This is a genomic window from Promicromonospora sp. AC04 (genome assembly GCF_003058225.1).
Classification (GTDB): domain Bacteria; phylum Actinomycetota; class Actinomycetes; order Actinomycetales; family Cellulomonadaceae; genus Promicromonospora.
The window spans coordinates 278,425-295,335 of the sequence record NZ_QBUG01000009.1; the positions used below are offsets into that span (position 1 = coordinate 278,425).

Consider the following 16,911-nt stretch of genomic DNA (forward strand, 5'->3'; position numbering starts at 1 on the left):
GGAGCAGAGCATGAGCGTGCTGCTGACGAACATCGGCGAGCTGGTCACCAACGACCCGGTGTACGGGGGCTGGTCGGACGCTCGGGGCGCGGGCGCGGGCGCGGGCGCGGGCGCGGGCGCGGGTTCGGGTTCGGCGGTTGCGAGGTCGGACGGTTCGGGCGCTGACGGCCTCGGCGTCGTGCCGGACGCCGCCGTCGTCGTGGAGGACGGGCGGATCGCCTGGACGGGGCCGGCGTCGTCGGCGCCTGCTGCGGATACCGCCGTCGACCTCGAGGGGCGGTGCGTGCTCCCGGGGTTCGTGGATTCGCACTCGCACACCGTGTTCGCGGGCGACCGCGCCGCGGAGTTCGCGGCGCGCATGACCGGCGAGCCGTACACCGGCGGCGGCATCGCCAACACGGTGGCCGCGACGCGCGCCGCCAGCGAGGAGGCCCTGCGGGCGCGCGGCCGGGCGCTCGTGCGCGAGATGCTCGCGCAGGGCACGACCACCGTCGAGATCAAGAGCGGCTACGGCCAGGACGTCGCCACCGAGGCCCGCACGCTCCGGATCGCGCGGGAGCTCACGCCGGAGACGACGTTCCTCGGCGCCCACACCGTCCCGGCCGAGTACGCCGACGACCGGGCCGGGTACATCGGCCTCGTGACCGGGCCGATGCTCGCGGCTTGCGCGCCGCACGCCCGCTGGATCGACGTCTTCTGCGAGCCCGCGGCGCCCACCGCCTTCGACGAGGACGAGGCCCGGACGGTGCTGCTTGCCGGGCTGCGTGCGGGGCTGAGCGCCCGGGTGCACGGCAACCAGCTCTCGGCGGGCCCGGGGGTGCGGCTCGCGGTCGAGGTCGGAGCGGCCAGCGTTGACCACTGCACCCACCTGTCCGACGCCGACGTCGAGGCGCTGGCCGGGTCGTGGACCTCGGCTGCCGGGGCGGGCGGCGCGCTCGGTGGGCCGGCCTCCGGCGGGCCGGGTGGGCTGACCGGCACTGGGCCGGGTGGGCCGACCGAAGGCGGGCCGGGTGGGTTGACTGGCGGTGGGCCGGGTGGGCTGACCGGCGGTGGGCTCAGTGGGCCGACCAACAGCGGGCCCGGCACCGTGGCGACGTTGCTGCCGGCCGTCGAGTTCTCCACTCGGTCGCCCTACCCGGACGCGCGCCGGCTGCTCGCCGCGGGTGTGCCGGTCGCGCTGGCCACGGACTGCAACCCAGGCTCGGGGTACTCGTCGTCCATGTCGTTCGTCGTGGCGCTCGCGGTGCGCGAGATGCGGATGAGCCCCGCCGAGGCCCTCTGGTCGGCGACGGCGGGGGGTGCCGCGGCACTCCGCCGGGACGACGTCGGCCACCTGCGGGTCGGAGCCCGCGCCGACCTGACCGTGCTCGACGCGCCCAGCCACACCTACCTGGCCTACCGCCCGGGAGTGCCGCTGGTGTCCCAGGTCTGGAAGGACGGCGCCCGCACCTGAACCTGACCGCCGGTCACACCCGAGCCCGCTCGCAGAGTTCGGTCGGGGATGGGGGTGCTGGGCCTGAGTTCGGTCCGTTGCGGGGCTGCTCAACCTGAGTTCGGTCAGTTGCTCCGGGATCGGTCCTTCGATGGACCGATCCTGAAGCAACTGACCGAACTCAAGAGTTGGGCCCACGCAAGCGACCGAACTCATGCCCTGGGCGGCGTCGAACGTAGGCCCGGTCGCCTTATGAGCCCTTATAGAGCGACTGGGCCTACGTTCGACGGCGGGCACTGTGACCCGGGCCAGAGCCGCCCCTACTGCTCCGTGATGCCCAGGGCCGGGCCTGCCACGAACGAGGCCCGGGTGGTTGCGGCGCCGTGCAGCTCCAGGAGCACCAGCTCGTTGCCCGTGTCGCGGACCAGCGGCCCCGGCACGTACAGCGTGTGCGTGGGACCGAGGCTCCAGTAGCGGCCCAGCAGCTCGCCGTTGATCCAGGCCAGGCCCTTGGTCCAGCCGTCGAGGCGCAGGAAGTGGTCGGCCCCGGCGACCGAGTCGAACGTGCCGCGGTGCAGACCGGCCCCGGCAGCACCGTCGGTCACCGCCGCGTTCCGGGACCCGGCGGCGCCGTCGGCTACCGATGGGTTCCTGGTCCCGGCGGCGCCGTCAGCCACCGCTGTGTTCCCGGCCCCGGCAGCGCCGTCGGCCACTGCCGCAGCCGCTGAGGCGGCGTCCAGCGCCGCGCGCAGCAGCTCCGGCGCGTCCTCGACCCGGAGCGCGCCCGCCTCCCACTCGTCGAGGGTGCGCACCGCGGTCCGCACCGGCCCGATCAGGCCCTTGGGCTCGCCGATCCGCGGCCCGTAGTTGACCCGCCCCTGGTCCTCGACCAGGAGCGTCAGCTCGCCCGCTCGCGCCGGGAGCGCGACGGCGAACGTGTGCGAGCCGCGGTCGAGCACGCCCACCTGCTCGCCGTCGACCAGGACGACGGCACGGTCGCGCACCTCGCCGACGCTCAGCACGGCGTCGTCGGCCCGGATCGCGGTGCGGTACACCGCGAAGCCCGACCACAGCTCCAGGTCGTCGGTGGTGGGCACGGAGGCGAACGAACGCAGCTCGTCGCGGAGCAGCCCCGGCAGCGCGTCGGGCAGCGGGACGCGCGCGGTAAGGGCGACGTCGAAGACCGGCGCGGCGCCGGAGTCCGTGACCCCGGAGTCCGTGACCCCGGAGTCCGCGGCCCCGGAGCCCGCGACCCCCGAGCCCGTAACCCCGGAGCCCGCTACCGCCGAGCCCGCCACATCCCCGACCCACTCGACGTCCGCCACAGGCAGATGCCGCGCGATCACCTCGCGCATCGCCCAGTACTTGGCGGTCGGCGTACCGTCCTCCGCGAGCGGCGCGTCGTAGTCGTACGACGTCGTGATGGGCCGGTAGATGCCCTTGTCGTTGGCGCCGCTCGTCAGCCCGAAGTTGGTGCCGCCGTGGAACATGTAGAGGTTCACGGACCCGCCGGCCGCGAGCAGGTCGTCCAGGTCGGCGGCGTTCGCCTCGGCGGGCGCCACGTGGTGCTCCAGCCCCCACGAGTCGAACCAGCCGTTCCAGAACTCCATGCACATCAGCGGGCCGGTGGGCTGGTGCCGCCGCAGGATCTCCAGCCGCTCGGTGCTGCGCGAGCCGAACGTCGCCGTCTTGTGCAGCTCCGGCAGGCCGCCGCGGGCGAGCATCTCGTCGTCCGCCTGGTCGCAGGTGAACAGCGGCACGTCGATGCCCTGGTCGCGCGTCAGGTCCACCAGCGCGCGCAGGTACTTCTGCCGCTCCGGCAGGGGGTCGTCGCCGTAGGCGCCGTACTCGTTCTCCACCTGCACCATGAGCACCGGGCCGCCGCGCGTCACCTGACGCTCGGCCACCAGCGGCAGCAGGTTCGCGTAGTACTTGCCGATCGCGGAGAGGAAGAGCGGCTCGTGACGGCGCACGCCGACGGCGGCGTCGGCGAACAGCCAGGCGGGCAGCCCGCCGCCGTCCCACTCCGCGCAGATGTAGGGCCCCGGCCGCACGATCGCGTTCAGGCCCTCGGCCGCCACCAGGTCGAGGAACCGGCCCAGGTCGCGCCGCCCGGTGAGGTCGAACACCCCGGGCTCGGGCGCGTGGAAGTTCCACGGGACGTAGGTCTCGATGGTGTTCAAGCCCATGAGCCGGGCCTTGCGGATCCGGTCGGCCCACTGGTCGGGGTGCACACGGAAGTAGTGCAGCGCGCCGCTGACGACCTGCATTCGGCGGCCGTCGAGCAGGAAGTCCTCGGTGCCGATGTCGAAGGTGGGCATATGTGGTTCCTCGGGGTGTGCAGTCGTGCGGTAGGGATCGTGCGGCGGGGCTGGTGCAGTGGAGACGTGCGGCAGAGAGGTCCGGTCGGGGACAAGGGACGACGGCGGGGAGGCCCCGCCGTCGTCCTTCACGTACTCGGGCTACCGTGCCCACGCCGCCGGCGTAAACGTGTTGACGTGAACATGGTGGCGGGGCCTACAGTGCTCGTGAGTCTACGAGGTGTCAAGCCGCTGGTAGGGCGCGTCATTTCGCCACGAGGAGGTGGGTGCTGTGGAAGGTAGAGGACCATCACTGGCCGACGTCGCCGCGCTTGCCGGGGTGTCCACGCAGACAGTTTCCCGGGTGTCGATGGGGCTGGACAACGTGCGTCCCGCGACCCGCGACCGGGTGCTCGCTGCGATGGCGCAGCTCGGGTACGCGCCCAACAGCGCTGCGCGGGCGCTGCGCTACGGCAGCTTCCGGACCATCGGCATGATCGCCCACCGGCTCGCCCGGACCGGCGAGTCGCGCACCGTCGAGGCGGTGGTCGAGGCCGCGCGCGACCAGGGCTACACGGTGACGCTGGTCGACGTCGAGAGCCCGTCCTCCGACGTCGTCTCCGCCGCGGCCACGAGGCTCTCCCACCAGGCCATCGACGGGCTGATCATCGTGCGGGCCGAGCCCGCCACGCCGGACACGCTCGCGCTGCCGCTCCGCCTGCCCGTCGTGGTGTCCGACTCGCGGTTCGTCGGCCACCACCCCGCCGTCGCCGCCGACCAGGCCGACGGCGCCTTTCGCGCCACCCAGCACCTCCTGGACCTGGGGCACCGCACGGTGCACCACGTCGCGGGGCCGGCGGACTCGGCGCCCGCGCAGCTGCGGGCCGAGGCGTGGCGCGCCACGCTCGCCGCCGCGGGCCGCCCCGTGCCCGAGGTCGTGGAGGGGGACTGGACGGCGGGCTCCGGGTACGCCGCCGGACGCCGGCTCGTCGCGGACCCCGAGGTCACGGCCGTGTTCTGCGCCAACGACGAGATGGCCGCCGGAGTGCTCCGCGCCCTGCACGAGGCCGGCCGGGCCGTGCCGCGCGACGTCTCGGTGGTCGGGTTCGACGACATCCTCCTGGCCGAGTACCTCTGGCCCCCGCTGACGACAGTGGTGCAGGACTTCGCCGAGATCGGCCGGCGGCTCGTGGGCCGGCTGCTTGAGCAGGTCCGGGCGACGACGGCCCCTGCGGCGGCCCGCGAGGCGGGCGGTCCCGGGGCCGGGAGCGATGCGGAAGACCTGCACGAGGTGGTCCCGGTGGAGCTCAAGATCCGCGCGAGCACCGCACCCCCACGGCAGGAGTAGTACCTGGCAGGATTCTCCGCATGAGCAGCAACGACGCGCCTCGGCACCGGATCGAGCTGGGGGAGCCCTCCGCCACGTTCATCGACAGCTTCCTGGTGGGCAACGGCACTCTAGGGGCGGCGCTGCGCGGCGGCGCGGGCACCGAGGTGATGGACCTCAACCTCGACACGCTGTGGTCCGGCGGGCCGGACAGCGCCGTCGTCGATCCGCCCGACCCGGCCACCGTGGTGCGGCTGCGGCAGGCGATCGCCGCGGGCGACCACGCCGAGGCCGATCGCCTCGCCCGCGCGAACCTCTCGGACCGCTGGGTCCAGGCGTACCAGCCGCTCGCCCGCCTGACCTGGGCATACGGCCCGACGCCGGAGCACGTCACCGGCTACCGCCGCACCCTGGACCTGCGCCGCGCGACCGCTTCGGTGCGGTACCGCCTCGACGACAGGGACCACACGGGCGGCGACGGCGAGCACACGGACGACGCCGAAGCCGGCCTGGACGTCTTCGTCTCCGCCCCGGCCGCCGTCCTGGTCGCCACCACCCCCGCTGAGCGCGGGGTATCCGCTGCCGAACCGACCCCCGACCCAACAGATACCCAGCGCTCAGCGCTCGGGGTGGGGCGGTCGGCGGTCGGGTTCGAGCTGCATCATCCCGCGAGCATCACCGAGGACGAGCGGGACGGTGCGCGCTGGGTCGTCGCCACCGGGCGGGTGCCCGCACTCGTCACGCCCGGGCCGGGCGAGGTGGTGCGGTACGCCGACGACGCCCCGGACGCCGCCGGCACCGTCGCCGCCGGGATGGGGTTCGCCGCGGTCGCCTGCGTCGAGCAGACCGCCGAGGGCGCCCGCCTGCTCGTCGCCGCCGAGTGCGGGTTCCGGGGCCCGGACCAGCGCCCGAGCGCCGACGTCGGCTCCCTGACCGCCCTGGCCCGCGCCCGCGTCGAGGCCGCCCGCGGCCGCACCACTGCCGACCTGCGTGCCGAGCACGAGAGCGACCACCGGTCCTACTACGACCGGGCCGACCTGGACCTCTCGGCGTCGGACGACCCGGCCGCCGCCGCGGCCGAGCGGTACTTCCACCTGGGGCGCTACCTGATGATCGCGGGGTCCCGTCCCGGCACGCAGCCCCTGAACCTGCAGGGCATCTGGAACGCCGACCCGCTACCGCCCTGGAGCTGCGACTGGACGACCAACATCAACCTGCCGATGGCCTACTGGCCCGCCGAGCCCACCGGCCTGGCCGACCTCGCCGAGCCCCTGTTCGACCTGGTCGCAGACCTGGCCGACGCCGGACGGCGCACCGCGCGCGACTTCTACGGCACCCGCGGCTCGGCCGTGCACCACAACACCGACCTGTGGCGGTTCACCGCGCCCGTCGCCGGCGAGCCGAAGTGGTCGAGCTGGCCGTCGGCGCTGCCCTGGCTCGCCGCGCACCTGGGGGACCACCTGGACTACGGCGCCGAGCCGGGCGCCGGACCCGACGCCGCGGCGCGCGCCGCGCTCCCCGTCCACCGGGCGGCGGTCGAGCACACCCTCGGCATGCTGGTCGACTCCACGACGGGCCTCGGACAGCAGGACAGCGCGGGCCCCCTGGTCGTGAGCCCGTCGTCGTCCCCGGAGCACACGTTCGTGCGCGACGGGCACGAGTACGCCGTCGACGCCGGGTGCGCCATGGACCAAGAGCTCGCCGCCGAGGTGCTGGGCCGGTTCCTCGCGCTGCCCGCCGAGGACGGCGCCCCGGACGACACGGAGGGCGGTGCCCCGCCGTCGGACGAAGCACTCGCCGCCCGGGCGCGCGACGCCCTGGAGCGGCTGCGCCCCGTCCAGGTCGGCCCGGGCGGGGACCTGCTCGAGTACGAGACCGAGCGGACGCCGGGGGAACCGGGCCACCGCCACCTCTCGCACCTGTACGGGCTGTACCCGGGCGCGCGCATCACCGAGACCCGCACGCCCGAACACTTCGCGGCCGCGCGCGAGGCGCTGCGGCTCCGGCTCGAGCACGGGTCCGGCTACACCGGCTGGAGCCAGGCCTGGATCCTGTGCCTGGCCGCGCGCCTGCGCGACCCGGCGCTCGCGGAGCGCTCGCTGGCGATCCTGATCGAGGACCTCAGCTCGGCCTCGCTGCTGGACCTGCACCCCGCCGAGTGGCTGCCCGAGGGCTGGGTGTTCCAGATCGACGGCAACCTGGGCGCGACGGCGGGCGTCGCCGAGCTGCTGGTGCAGAGCCACGACGGCGCGGTCAGCCTGCTGCCGACGCTGCCGCCGTCGTGGTCCGCGGGCCACGCGCGAGGGCTGCGCTGCCGCGGCGGGCACGTGGTGGACGTCGCCTGGCGGGACGGCCGGCTGACGGAGGCGACGGTCACGGCGGGGGGCCCGCGGGTGGTGGTGGACGTGACGCTCAGCACGTCCGCGGTGGTCCGGGACGAGGCCGGAGAGACGGTCGCGACCATCCCGGTCCGGCCGGCGGCGTCGGGCCGTGTGCGCCTGGCCTGGGACACTGCTGTCGGTGGGCGGTATATCGTCACCTCCGGGCAGGTTTGACCGTGCCGGGATCGTCACTCGCGGCCCCTGTCAGACACATTTCTGGTACCGAATATTCACCCTGAAACCCGTAGGATCGGCTCGATGGCGCAATCAGACGGCAGAGGTGTTACACGCGTGGAGTCACATTCAACAGGGGCTCTTCTCGACCCATCGACCCGTCCGACCTGGCGCAGCTCCCTCGTCGCGGCCGTCATCGCGTCACTGGTGTTCGTCTTCCTCATCTGGCAGGTAGTCGTCCGCGGCCCGTTCATCGCCTGGGACTGGCAGTTCCACTACTACGTGGACGCGAACATGCCGGAAGGATGGAAGAAGGTCTTCCTCGACATCGTCGCGACCATCACCGGCGAACGGTTGTCCACGGTCCCGATGCTGTTCGGCACCGCCTTCTACGTGGGGCGGAAGCAGGGCGGCCCCGGCAAGTTCTGGGACGTCGCCACGCGCCGACCCATGCTGGCCGTGCTGTCGGGCCTCGTGACCATCTTCGTGATCGGCTACAGCACGAAGTTCGGCCTGGGCCGCACCGGCCCGCACCACAACATGGACGTGCTGCACGCGGGCGGCCAGGCGTTCCCGTCGGGTCACGCGTCGAACACGTTCTTCACCGGCTTCTTCATCCTGTGCATGCTGTACTCCCAGAGCGGGCTGCACCCGAACGTCTCCCGGCTGCGGAAGCTGATCCCCATGGTCGCCGTGGTCGTGGTGATCGCGGGCGCCCTCATGTCGTGGCTGGACTACCACTGGCTGAGTGACATCCCCGCCGGCTGGCTGCTCGGGTTCATCGCCTGCATGGTGGCGCTGTCGGTGCTGCGCGCCCCGCACCACAAACGGGAGAGCGAGCCCGCGAGCTAGGTCAGGGGCGCTCCAGCGCCTCAGCGACCAGCTCTGCCACGACGTCGCGCACCGCCGCCCGGTCCGCCGGGACCAGGCCGATGCGGGTGCGGCGGTCGAGCACGTCGTCCGCGTCCAGCGCGCCCTCGTGCGTCACCGCCCACTCGATCTCGGCGCGCGTGATGTCCAGGTGCTCCGTGCCCTCGATCCCCTGCCCGACGGCGGACGCCGCACCCGGCAGGGCCGCCACGGCCAGCACCTGAGCCGCCTCGGTGCCGTACCGCGCGACGAGCGAGGCCGCCCCGACCAGCAGGGTCTCGACGGGCTCGCCCGGCCAGCCGCCCTGCGCGCCCGGCGCCCCGACCAGGGGCAGGTTCGCCGTCCGGCACGGCCCCGCGGTGAGCCCGGCGTGCTTGACTGCCAGGTCCACGGCGTCCTCGGCCATCGTCCGGTACGTCGTCAGCTTGCCGCCCAGCACGTTCACCGCACCCGTCGACGGCGACACCTCCACGAGGTGCTTGCGCGAGACGTCGGACGACACCAGGCCCGCGCCGTCGCCCGACCCGACCGAGTCAACCAGGGGCCGCAGCCCCGCGAAGGCGCCTACGACGTCGTCGGGCAGCAGGGGGCGCTCCAGCGCGCGGGACACGGTCGCCAGCAGGAAGTCGATCTCGGGCTGCGTGGGCACCGGCACGTCGGGGACGGCGCCGGGCGCCTCCACGTCGGTGAGGCCGATGATCACGCGCCCGAGCTGGACCGGCAGCGCGAACACGTACCGCGAGCCGGACCCGGGCACCGGAACCATGAGGGCGCCCGCCGGGTGACCCAGCCGCTCGGCGGGCACCACCACGTGCGTGCCGCGGCTCGGCCGCAGCCGCACCGACGCGTCCACCGTCCCGGCCCATACGCCGGTCGCGTTCACGACCACGCGGGCCCGCGCGGTCAGGGTGGCGCCGGTGAGCACGTCCTGGAGGGTCGCGCCGTCCGCGCGCAGGCTGATAGCACGGACACGGGTCAGGATCTTCGCCCCGCGCCCGGCGGCGCTGCGGGCCAGCGCGACGACGAGCCGGGCGTCGTCGACGAGCTGCCCGTCGTGCCCGATCCACGCGCCGTGCAGGTGCTCGCGCGCGACCGCCGGCACCAGCCGCGCGGCCTCGCCCGGGCGGGCCAGCCGCGGCGGGGGCAGCACGTCGGACGACGTCCCGGCGTCGCGCCGCAGCAGGTCGCCCAGGCCGAACCCGATCCCCGCGGTGATGCCCTGCCGCCGCCCGACGCCCGTGGTGAGCGGCAGCACCTGCGGCAGCGCGCGGACCAGGTGCGGGGCAGTGCGCGTCATCAGCACGTGTCGTTCGCGCGCGCTCTCGCGAGCCACGCCGACGTCGCCCGTCGCCAGGTACCGCAGGCCGCCGTGCGCCAGCTTCGAGCTCCACCTGGAGGTGCCCCAGGCCAGGTCCCGCGCCTCGACGAGGGCGACCGACAGGCCGCGCGCGGCGGCGTCGAGCGCCACGCCGACGCCGGTCACGCCCCCGCCGACCACGAGCAGGTCGACCGCCTCGGAGGCGAGCTCGTCGAGCTCGCGCGCGCGGCGTCGGGCGGTGAGGGCGGTGCGCTGCATCGGTTCTGCTTCCGGGGGTTTTCGGGTGCTGGGGCGGGGCGGAGGACCGGCGTGCCGGTCAGGGGCGGAGGTACCCGTCGAGGGAGTGCGTGAGCTCGGTGCGCAGGGCGTCGTCGTCGATCACCGTGGTCACCGTCTGGTGGGAGAACACCACCGACTGGGAGATGAGCAGGACCATTACCGCCATGTCCGTGGCGGACCCGGCCCGGACCGTGCCGCCCTGCTGCGCGGCGCCGATGGCGGAGGCGAGCCACTCCAGGAGCACGCGCTGCGACCGCCCGATCCGCTGGAACGTGTACCGGGTGAAGACCTCGGGCTCGCTGGCCAGGAGGCGCCCGAACACGGGGTCGGCGTGGAACTGCTCGCCGAACCGGACCACCTTGTCGACGATCGTGGCGCGGTCGGCGGCCTGCGGGCCGATGGTGTTGAGCACGAGCTGCGCGCGGTAGCCGAAGACTGCACGCAGCACGTCGTCGGCGGACTCCCAGCGGCGGTAGACCGTGGGGCGGGAGACGCCGGCGGCCCGGGCGAGCTCGGCGATGGACAGGCCGCGCGTGCCGCGGGTGGCGACCAGCTCGGAGGCGGCCTCCAGGAGGCGCGCCTCGGTGCGGTCGGGGGCGCCGTCGGGGCCGTCCGGCGTCGGCGACAGGGCCCCGGAGGATGCGTTACGTATTGTCATCTTGTGTAACACTGTAACGCGGGTCACGGTGGGCGACCAGCGCCAGCCGCCCCGATCGCGACCCGACGCGCACGACACGCACGACACGCACGACACGACACGGAGGACGCGTGAGCACGCTGCCGGAGAACCAGCCCGTCGACATGCGGTGGGACGGCTGGGGCGACCCGGCCCGGGCCCACGGGCTCCCGGGCGGCGTGAAGCTGCTGCTCACGGCCATGCTCGGGCGGATGCCGAAGGCGCCGCCCGCACCGCGCCTCGCCGAGGTCGCGATCAGCACCCCGCCCCTGCCCGACGCCGACCTGGCGGCGCTGGCCACCGCCGTCGGCGCGGCCCACGTGGACACCGGCCACGACGTCCGCCTGCTGCACGCCGGCGGCAAGTCCACGCCGGACCTGCTGCGGCGCCGGCAGCCGGAGCAGGTGGCGCCGGGCGCCGTGGTGCTGCCGGGGACCGAGGACCAGGTGGCCGCCGTGCTGGCCGTCGCGGGCGAGCGCGGGCTCGCGGTCGTGCCGTTCGGCGGCGGGACCGCCGTGACCGGCGGCCTCGAGCCCGCCGCCGGACCGCACCGGGGCGTGGTCAGCCTCGACCTGCGCCGCCTGTCCGGTCTGGTCGCGCTGGACGACGTCGCCCACGAGGCGACCTTCCATGCCGGGACGCGGGCGCCGGACGCCGAGACGGCGCTGGCGGAGCGGGGCTTCGAGCTGGGGCACTTCCCGCAGAGCTTCGAGTTCGCGACGCTCGGCGGGTTCGCCGCCATGCGGTCCTCCGGCCAGAACTCCGCCGGGTACGGGCGGTTCGACGCCATGGTCACCGGCCTGCGGGTGGTGACCCCTACGGGCACGCTCGACCTGGGCCGGGCGCCCGGCTCGGCCGCCGGGCCGGACCTGGTGCGCTGGTTCCTCGGCTCGGAGGGCACGTTCGGCGTGATCACCCAGGTGCGCCTGCGCGTGCACCCCACCCCCGAGGCGCGGCTGTTCGACGCCTGGACCTTCGGTGACTTCGCCACCGGCGCCGACGCCCTGCGCCGCGTGGCGCAGCTCGGCACGGGCCCTACGGTGATCCGCCTGTCCGACGAGGCGGAGACGGCCGTCTCCCTGGCCCAGGTCGGCAACATCGGCAAGGCGCTGGCCAGGGGCTGCTCCGCCGTCGTGCTGCACGAGGGGCCCGCCGACCTGGCCGCGGCCCGCCGCGAGGCCACCACCCGCGTGCTGCGCGAGGCGGGCGGCACGCCCGCCGCCGCGAAGCTCGCCGCGGCCTGGGACCACGGCCGGTTCAGGGCGCCGTACCTGCGTGACGCGCTGCTCGCCGCGGGCGTGTTCTGCGAGACGCTGGAGACCGCCACCACCTGGTCGAACCTGCACGCGCTGAAGGCCGCGGCCACCGAGGCGCTGGCGGCGGGGTTCGCGGACGAGCGCGCGCGCAACCGCATCCTCTGCCACATCTCGCACGTGTACCCGACGGGCGCCTCGCTGTACTTCACGGTGATCGCTGGCCTCGGCGCCGAGCCGCTGGAGCCGTGGAGCCGGGTCAAGTCCCGGGCGAACGACGCGATCATGGGGGAGGGCGGCACAATCAGCCACCATCACGGCGTCGGCACGGACCACGCGCCCTGGCTCGAGTGGGAGATCGGCGAGGCCGGTATCCGCATGCTCCGGGCGGTGCAGGCCGAGCTGGACCCGGCGGGGATCATGAACCCGGGCGCTCTGATGCAGCGCACGGTCGGGTAGGTTTCGGCCACCACGTTTCTCGACGGTGTCCGACGGCGGGCGCATGGAGCTGACATGACAGAGCAGTCAGGCGGGGCCGGGCACGTCGCGGTGCTCGTGAACCCCGTCTCGGGGCGCGGCGTCGGCGCGGACAGCGGGCACGTCGCGATCGAGCGGCTGCGGGCCCGGGGCGCCGACGTCCGGGTCTACCAGGGCGCCAGCGAGACCGAGACCGTCGCGCTCGGCAAGCGGGCCGTCGACGAGCGACCCGACGTGCTCGTGGTGGCCGGCGGTGACGGGACCGTCTCGTCGGTGCTGCCGTCCCTCCTGGAGTCGGGCATCCCGCTGGCCGTGATCCCCGGCGGCACGGGCAACGACCTCGCCCGCGAGCACGGCATCCCCCTGGACGACGCCGCGGCTGCCGCGGACCTCGCGCTCGACGGCGTCCGCCGCCGCGTGGACACGGGCACCATCACGGCCGACGACGGCACGGTGCGCCACTTCGTCACCGTGCTGTGCGCGGGCCTGGACTCGCTGACCAACGAGCGCACCAACCGCATGACGTGGCCCACGGGCCCCGCCCGTTACAAGGTGGCCGTCTACCTCGAGTGGCTGCGGCTGCGGAAGTTCGCCTACCGGCTGCACCCGGTGGGCGCGCCGTCGCTGGAGCAGGACGGGTACATGCTCGCGATCGGCCTGACGAAGACCTACGGCGGCGGCGTGCCGATCTGCCCGGACGCCGACCCGACGGACGGGCTCCTCGACGTGACCCTGGTGCACGCCGTCGGCCGGTTCAAGGTCCTCGCGTTCGACGCGCTCATCAAGGCGGGCACGCACGTCGGGCGGCCGGACGTCACGACGCTGCGGGCCTCCGCGATCCGGCTGGAGGCCCCGGCGGGGCTCGTCACGTACGCCGACGGCGAGCACGTGGGGCCCGTCCCGGTGACGATCGAGGCGCACCGGGAGGCACTGACCCTCTGCGTCCCGGCGTGACGATTCGAGCTACTGCCGGCCGCGTGCGTCGGATGTCGAGCGAGCGGTTCACCGACCTGGAGCGGGACGTGCTGGCGTTCGCCGAGGCCGAGACGGCGACCCCGCCGACCGTCGACGACGCCCTCGCCGCGTGCCTGACCGACGCCCTCGGCGCGGAGGCCTTCACGGAGCTCGTCGCGATCGTCGCGGTGGAGAACCTGCGCAGCCGGGTCAACTCGGCCATGGGGCTCAGCACCCAGGGCTTCAGCGACCGGTGCGAGGTCCCGTTCGGTGGCGCCCTCGCCCAGGTCGGGGAGTCCTAGTGCCCGACGATCTCACGCAGCCGTTCACGGAGAACCGCCGCCTCCTGTTCACCGTCGCCTACGAGCTGCTCGGTGCGGCGGCCGACGCCGAGGACGTGGTGCAGGAGACGTGGCTGCGCTGGTCGGCGAGCGACCGGTCCGACGTCGTCGAACCGCGGGCCTACCTGGTGCGCATCACCACGCGGCTCGCGCTGAACCGGCTCCGTACGCTGCAGCGGTCGCGCGAGACGTACGTCGGCCCCTGGCTGCCCGACCCGATCCTCACCACGCCCGACGCCGCCCTCCCGGTCGAGCGCGCGGAGGAGGTCTCGCTGGCGCTGCTCGTGGTGCTGGAGACGCTGTCTCCCGTGGAGCGGGCGGTGTTCGTGCTGCGCGAGGTGTTCCACCTGCCGTACCAGGAGGTCGCCGAGGTGCTCGACCGCGACGTCGCCGCCGTGCGGCAGACCGCGCACCGGGCCCGCGAGCACGTGCGGGCGCGGCGGCCGCGCTACACGCCGGCGGGCCCCCAGCACGCCGAGGCCACCGAACGGTTCCTGACCGCGTGCCGCACCGGCGACGTGGCCGGCGTGCTGGCCGCGCTCGCCCCCGAGGTGGAGCTCGTGACCGACGGCGGCGGCGTCGTCCGGGCCGCGCGCCGGATCGTCCGGGGCGCCGACAAGGTGGCCCGCGCGCTGATCGCGTTCGCCAACGACGAGACGATGGCGCGCATGGAGGTGGTCCCAGCCGAGATCAACGGAGCGCTGGGCGCGCTGTACCTCCTCGACGGGGCGCCGGTCATGGCGGCCGGTCAGACGATCGCGAGGTCTCCCGCCACCAGGCTCAGCTCGCGGCGGGCCTGCAGGGGCACCATCTCGCCCGGGATGCAGAGCCCGAGGGCCCAGGTGGTGTCGTCGCCGGGGCGGCGGCGGGGGATGAGGTGGGCGGCGCAGGTGATGTCGTCGCGGAACTCCCCGTGCTCCTCGATAACGGTGTTGGGCCGCAGCCGGGCGAGCTGCGCCTCGAGCGTCGTGACGTCGAGGGCGGTGCGCGCGGTGAACTTGCGCATCCCGGCCTCGGCCACCAGCTCGTGGCGCTCCCGGCGGGACATGCCGAGCAGCAGGGCCTTGCCGAGCGCCGTGGCGTGCGAGGCGACGTCGAGCCCGCGCTCCAGGTCCTCGATGTACGGCGATCCAGGAGCCTCCGCGTAGTCGACCACGACCACGCGGCCCGCGCTGATGCGGCCCAGGTACGCGCTGTAACCGCTGGTCTGGGCGAGGTGGCGCAGCGCCTCGCGGGTGTCGGGGCCTCGGCCGAGGGAGCCGAGCTGCTCGTAGAACCGGTGGCTCACCTGCTCGCCGACGTCGTAGGTGCCGTCCTTGAGGCGGGTCACGTAACCCTCGTAGGCGAGCGTGCGCACCAGGTGGTAGGTGGTGGAGAGGTTGAGGCCGCTGCGGCGTGCGATCGCCTTGACGGGCAGGCCGGGAAAACGGGTGACGACCTCGAGCACGCGGAAGGCGCGACCGACACTCTGAACCAGGTCGTCCGGGCGCTCCCGCTCGGAGTCCAGTGTCACGTGCCCCCCTTGCTCGTCGGTGGTGACCGACGGTGCCTTTTATACTTCGTCTCGACCGGAAGGGTCTCGACAGGGTGGATCGAGGGTGCAACAGTGTGTGTGCCCTCGCTCACATGGTAGCCACGGGCACAGCCGAGGTCACGATGCAAGGTGGGATCCCGGCCAGTTTCACCCGGCGCGATCGATGAAGATGCACAGATAAGACGAAACAATGAAATTACCTGAACCGGGTGATGTCCGGCAAGTACCCTCGCAGTATTCGGCCCGTCCGCGCGGGCAGGGATCTCCCGCGAGAGGGCCGGCCATAGTGCTCAATGACCTGCACAACACCCCCGAGCGCCCCTGGCGTGGCACCAAGCCGCTGCGGCTCAGCGGCGTCACCGGCCTGAAGCCGCTGGTGCGAGCGTCGGCGCTGGCCGACCCGCGCGAGTTCTACGACGAGCTCGAGAGCGAGTGGGGCGAGGTGGCCCCGGTCGAGCTGGAGCCCGGGGTGCCCGCATGGCTGGTCATGGGGCAGCGGCTGGTCTACGACGTGATGCGCAACGAGCACGTCTTCGCCACCAACCCGCAGACGTGGAGCGGGCACGCGCACGGCGGCCTGCCGCGGACGTCGGGCCTGCGCCCCTTCTTCACGTCGCAGCAGCGCTTTGCAGCCAACCACGCCGACGGCGCGCTCCGGCTGCGCCTGCGCGAGCCCCTCGACGACGCGTTCGAGCAGGTCTCCGAGGGCATCACCGCGGCGAAGGCGCGGTCCTTCTGCAACCTCCTCATCGACCGCTTCGAGGACCGCGGCCGCGCGGACCTGATGCTCGAGTACGCGTCGGTGATCCCGTACCTCGTCATCGCCGACATGATCGGCTTCGACCCGGAGGACGGGCAGCGCCTGTTCGACCTGACGCGCAGGGTCGTCGGGGGCGGCGACGACGCCGCGCCCGCGGTGGCCGAGGTCGACCGGATGCTCGGCGACCTCGTGGCGGCCCGCCGGGAGCTCCCGAGGCGGGACCTCGCCAGCTCGCTGGTCGCGCACCCGAACATGCGGGCGGACATCGAGGTCGCCCACACCCTGCTGACCGTTGCCTACTCGGGCAACCTCACGCTCACGGCCTGGGTGGCGCAGACCCTGCTGTTGACCCTCACGGACGCGCGGTTCTCGGGACGGCTGCACGGCGGCCGCATCGACCTGGACAGCGCGATGGACGAGGTGCTGTGGCGTTCCACCCCGACGATCAACACCCTGCCGCGCTTCGCCCGCCAGGACATCGTGATCGACGACAAGCTCATCGCGGCGGGCGACCCGCTCATCCTGTCGATCCACGCCGCGAACACCGACCCGCGCATGGACACGGGCGACCCGTGGGACCATCTCGGCAGCCGCGCCCACGTGTCGTTCGGCACCGGCCCGCACACCTGCCCGGCGCCCCGCACGGCGCGCGTGATCGCGCGGATCGCCATCGAGACCATCCTGCGCCGGCTGGACGTCGTCCTCCGGATCCCCGCCGCCGACATCACCTGGGACCAGACGCTGTGGATCCGCCAGCCCGTGAGCATCCCGGTCACCTTCCCGGTGCCGGTGGAGTCGGCATAGCCACCGGCTGGTGCCCGGACCGGCGTCGTCA

General features: G+C 73.9%; 12 protein-coding genes and 1 pseudogene. 9 read left to right on the plus strand and 4 right to left on the minus strand.

Features of this window, described 5'->3' with window-relative positions:
- The first annotated feature begins 10 nt into the window (after positions 1-10).
- Positions 11-1,453: an amidohydrolase family protein gene (locus C8K30_RS22840; RefSeq protein ID WP_158281104.1), complete on the plus strand. Its 1,443-nt coding sequence runs from the start codon at positions 11-13 to the stop codon at positions 1,451-1,453.
- Positions 1,454-1,752: 299 nt separating this feature from the next.
- Here C8K30_RS22840 and C8K30_RS22845 read toward each other — a convergent pair whose 3' ends face one another.
- Positions 1,753-3,753 carry a beta-galactosidase family protein gene (locus C8K30_RS22845; RefSeq protein WP_108495177.1) on the minus strand — a complete coding sequence of 667 codons (2,001 nt, stop codon included), beginning with the start codon at positions 3,751-3,753 and terminating at the stop codon, positions 1,753-1,755.
- 262 nt (positions 3,754-4,015) lie between these two features.
- Here C8K30_RS22845 and C8K30_RS22850 point away from each other — a divergent pair, with 262 nt between their 5' ends.
- From C8K30_RS22850 to C8K30_RS22860, 3 genes are all read left to right on the plus strand, one after another.
- Positions 4,016-5,080, plus strand: coding sequence for a LacI family DNA-binding transcriptional regulator (locus C8K30_RS22850; protein WP_108495178.1), 1,065 nt, complete (start codon positions 4,016-4,018; stop codon positions 5,078-5,080).
- Between the two features lie 20 nt (positions 5,081-5,100).
- Entirely contained in the window at positions 5,101-7,614 is a 2,514-nt protein-coding gene (locus C8K30_RS22855; RefSeq protein WP_108495179.1) for a glycoside hydrolase N-terminal domain-containing protein, read from the plus strand.
- A 117-nt stretch (positions 7,615-7,731) separates the two neighbouring features.
- A complete protein-coding gene (locus C8K30_RS22860; RefSeq protein WP_158281105.1) occupies positions 7,732-8,466 on the plus strand; it encodes a phosphatase PAP2 family protein in 735 nt (244 codons plus the stop codon).
- 1 nt (position 8,467) lies between these two features.
- Here C8K30_RS22860 and C8K30_RS22865 read toward each other — a convergent pair whose 3' ends face one another.
- Together C8K30_RS22865 and C8K30_RS22870 are read right to left on the minus strand one after the other, a co-directional pair.
- Entirely contained in the window at positions 8,468-10,060 is a 1,593-nt protein-coding gene (locus C8K30_RS22865) for a glycerol-3-phosphate dehydrogenase/oxidase (protein ID WP_108495181.1), read from the minus strand.
- 58 nt (positions 10,061-10,118) lie between these two features.
- The gene (locus tag C8K30_RS22870) at positions 10,119-10,739 is read right to left on the minus strand and encodes a TetR/AcrR family transcriptional regulator (RefSeq protein WP_108495182.1); all 621 of its coding nucleotides are present in this window, start codon (positions 10,737-10,739) and stop codon (positions 10,119-10,121) included.
- 110 nt (positions 10,740-10,849) lie between these two features.
- Between C8K30_RS22870 and C8K30_RS22875 the strand changes: the two genes are divergently transcribed.
- The 4 genes and pseudogenes from C8K30_RS22875 to C8K30_RS22890 form a co-directional block, all read left to right on the plus strand.
- Positions 10,850-12,469 (plus strand): FAD-binding oxidoreductase, encoded by a 1,620-nt coding sequence (locus tag C8K30_RS22875; protein WP_233257379.1) that lies wholly within the window; start codon positions 10,850-10,852, stop codon positions 12,467-12,469.
- A gap of 54 nt (positions 12,470-12,523) precedes the next feature.
- Positions 12,524-13,441: a diacylglycerol kinase family protein gene (locus C8K30_RS22880; protein ID WP_108495183.1), complete on the plus strand. Its 918-nt coding sequence runs from the start codon at positions 12,524-12,526 to the stop codon at positions 13,439-13,441.
- Complete coding sequence (locus C8K30_RS22885; RefSeq protein ID WP_199230649.1) at positions 13,438-13,743, plus strand: hypothetical protein; 306 nt, start codon at positions 13,438-13,440, stop codon at positions 13,741-13,743. Before C8K30_RS22880 ends, C8K30_RS22885 begins: the two co-directional genes overlap by 4 nt.
- Positions 13,743-14,441 (plus strand): annotated as a pseudogene (locus C8K30_RS22890) (sigma-70 family RNA polymerase sigma factor); the annotation flags it as partial. The gene C8K30_RS22885 and the pseudogene C8K30_RS22890, both read left to right, overlap by 1 nt.
- Before the next feature lie 89 nt (positions 14,442-14,530).
- On the opposite strand, the gene C8K30_RS22895 reads toward C8K30_RS22890, so the two are convergent.
- Positions 14,531-15,295 (minus strand): IclR family transcriptional regulator, encoded by a 765-nt coding sequence (locus C8K30_RS22895; RefSeq protein ID WP_108495184.1) that lies wholly within the window; start codon positions 15,293-15,295, stop codon positions 14,531-14,533.
- A 307-nt stretch (positions 15,296-15,602) separates the two neighbouring features.
- On the opposite strand from C8K30_RS22895, the gene C8K30_RS22900 reads away from it, so the two are divergent.
- Complete coding sequence (locus tag C8K30_RS22900; RefSeq protein WP_158281106.1) at positions 15,603-16,880, plus strand: cytochrome P450; 1,278 nt, start codon at positions 15,603-15,605, stop codon at positions 16,878-16,880.
- The last annotated feature ends 31 nt before the right edge of the window (positions 16,881-16,911 follow it).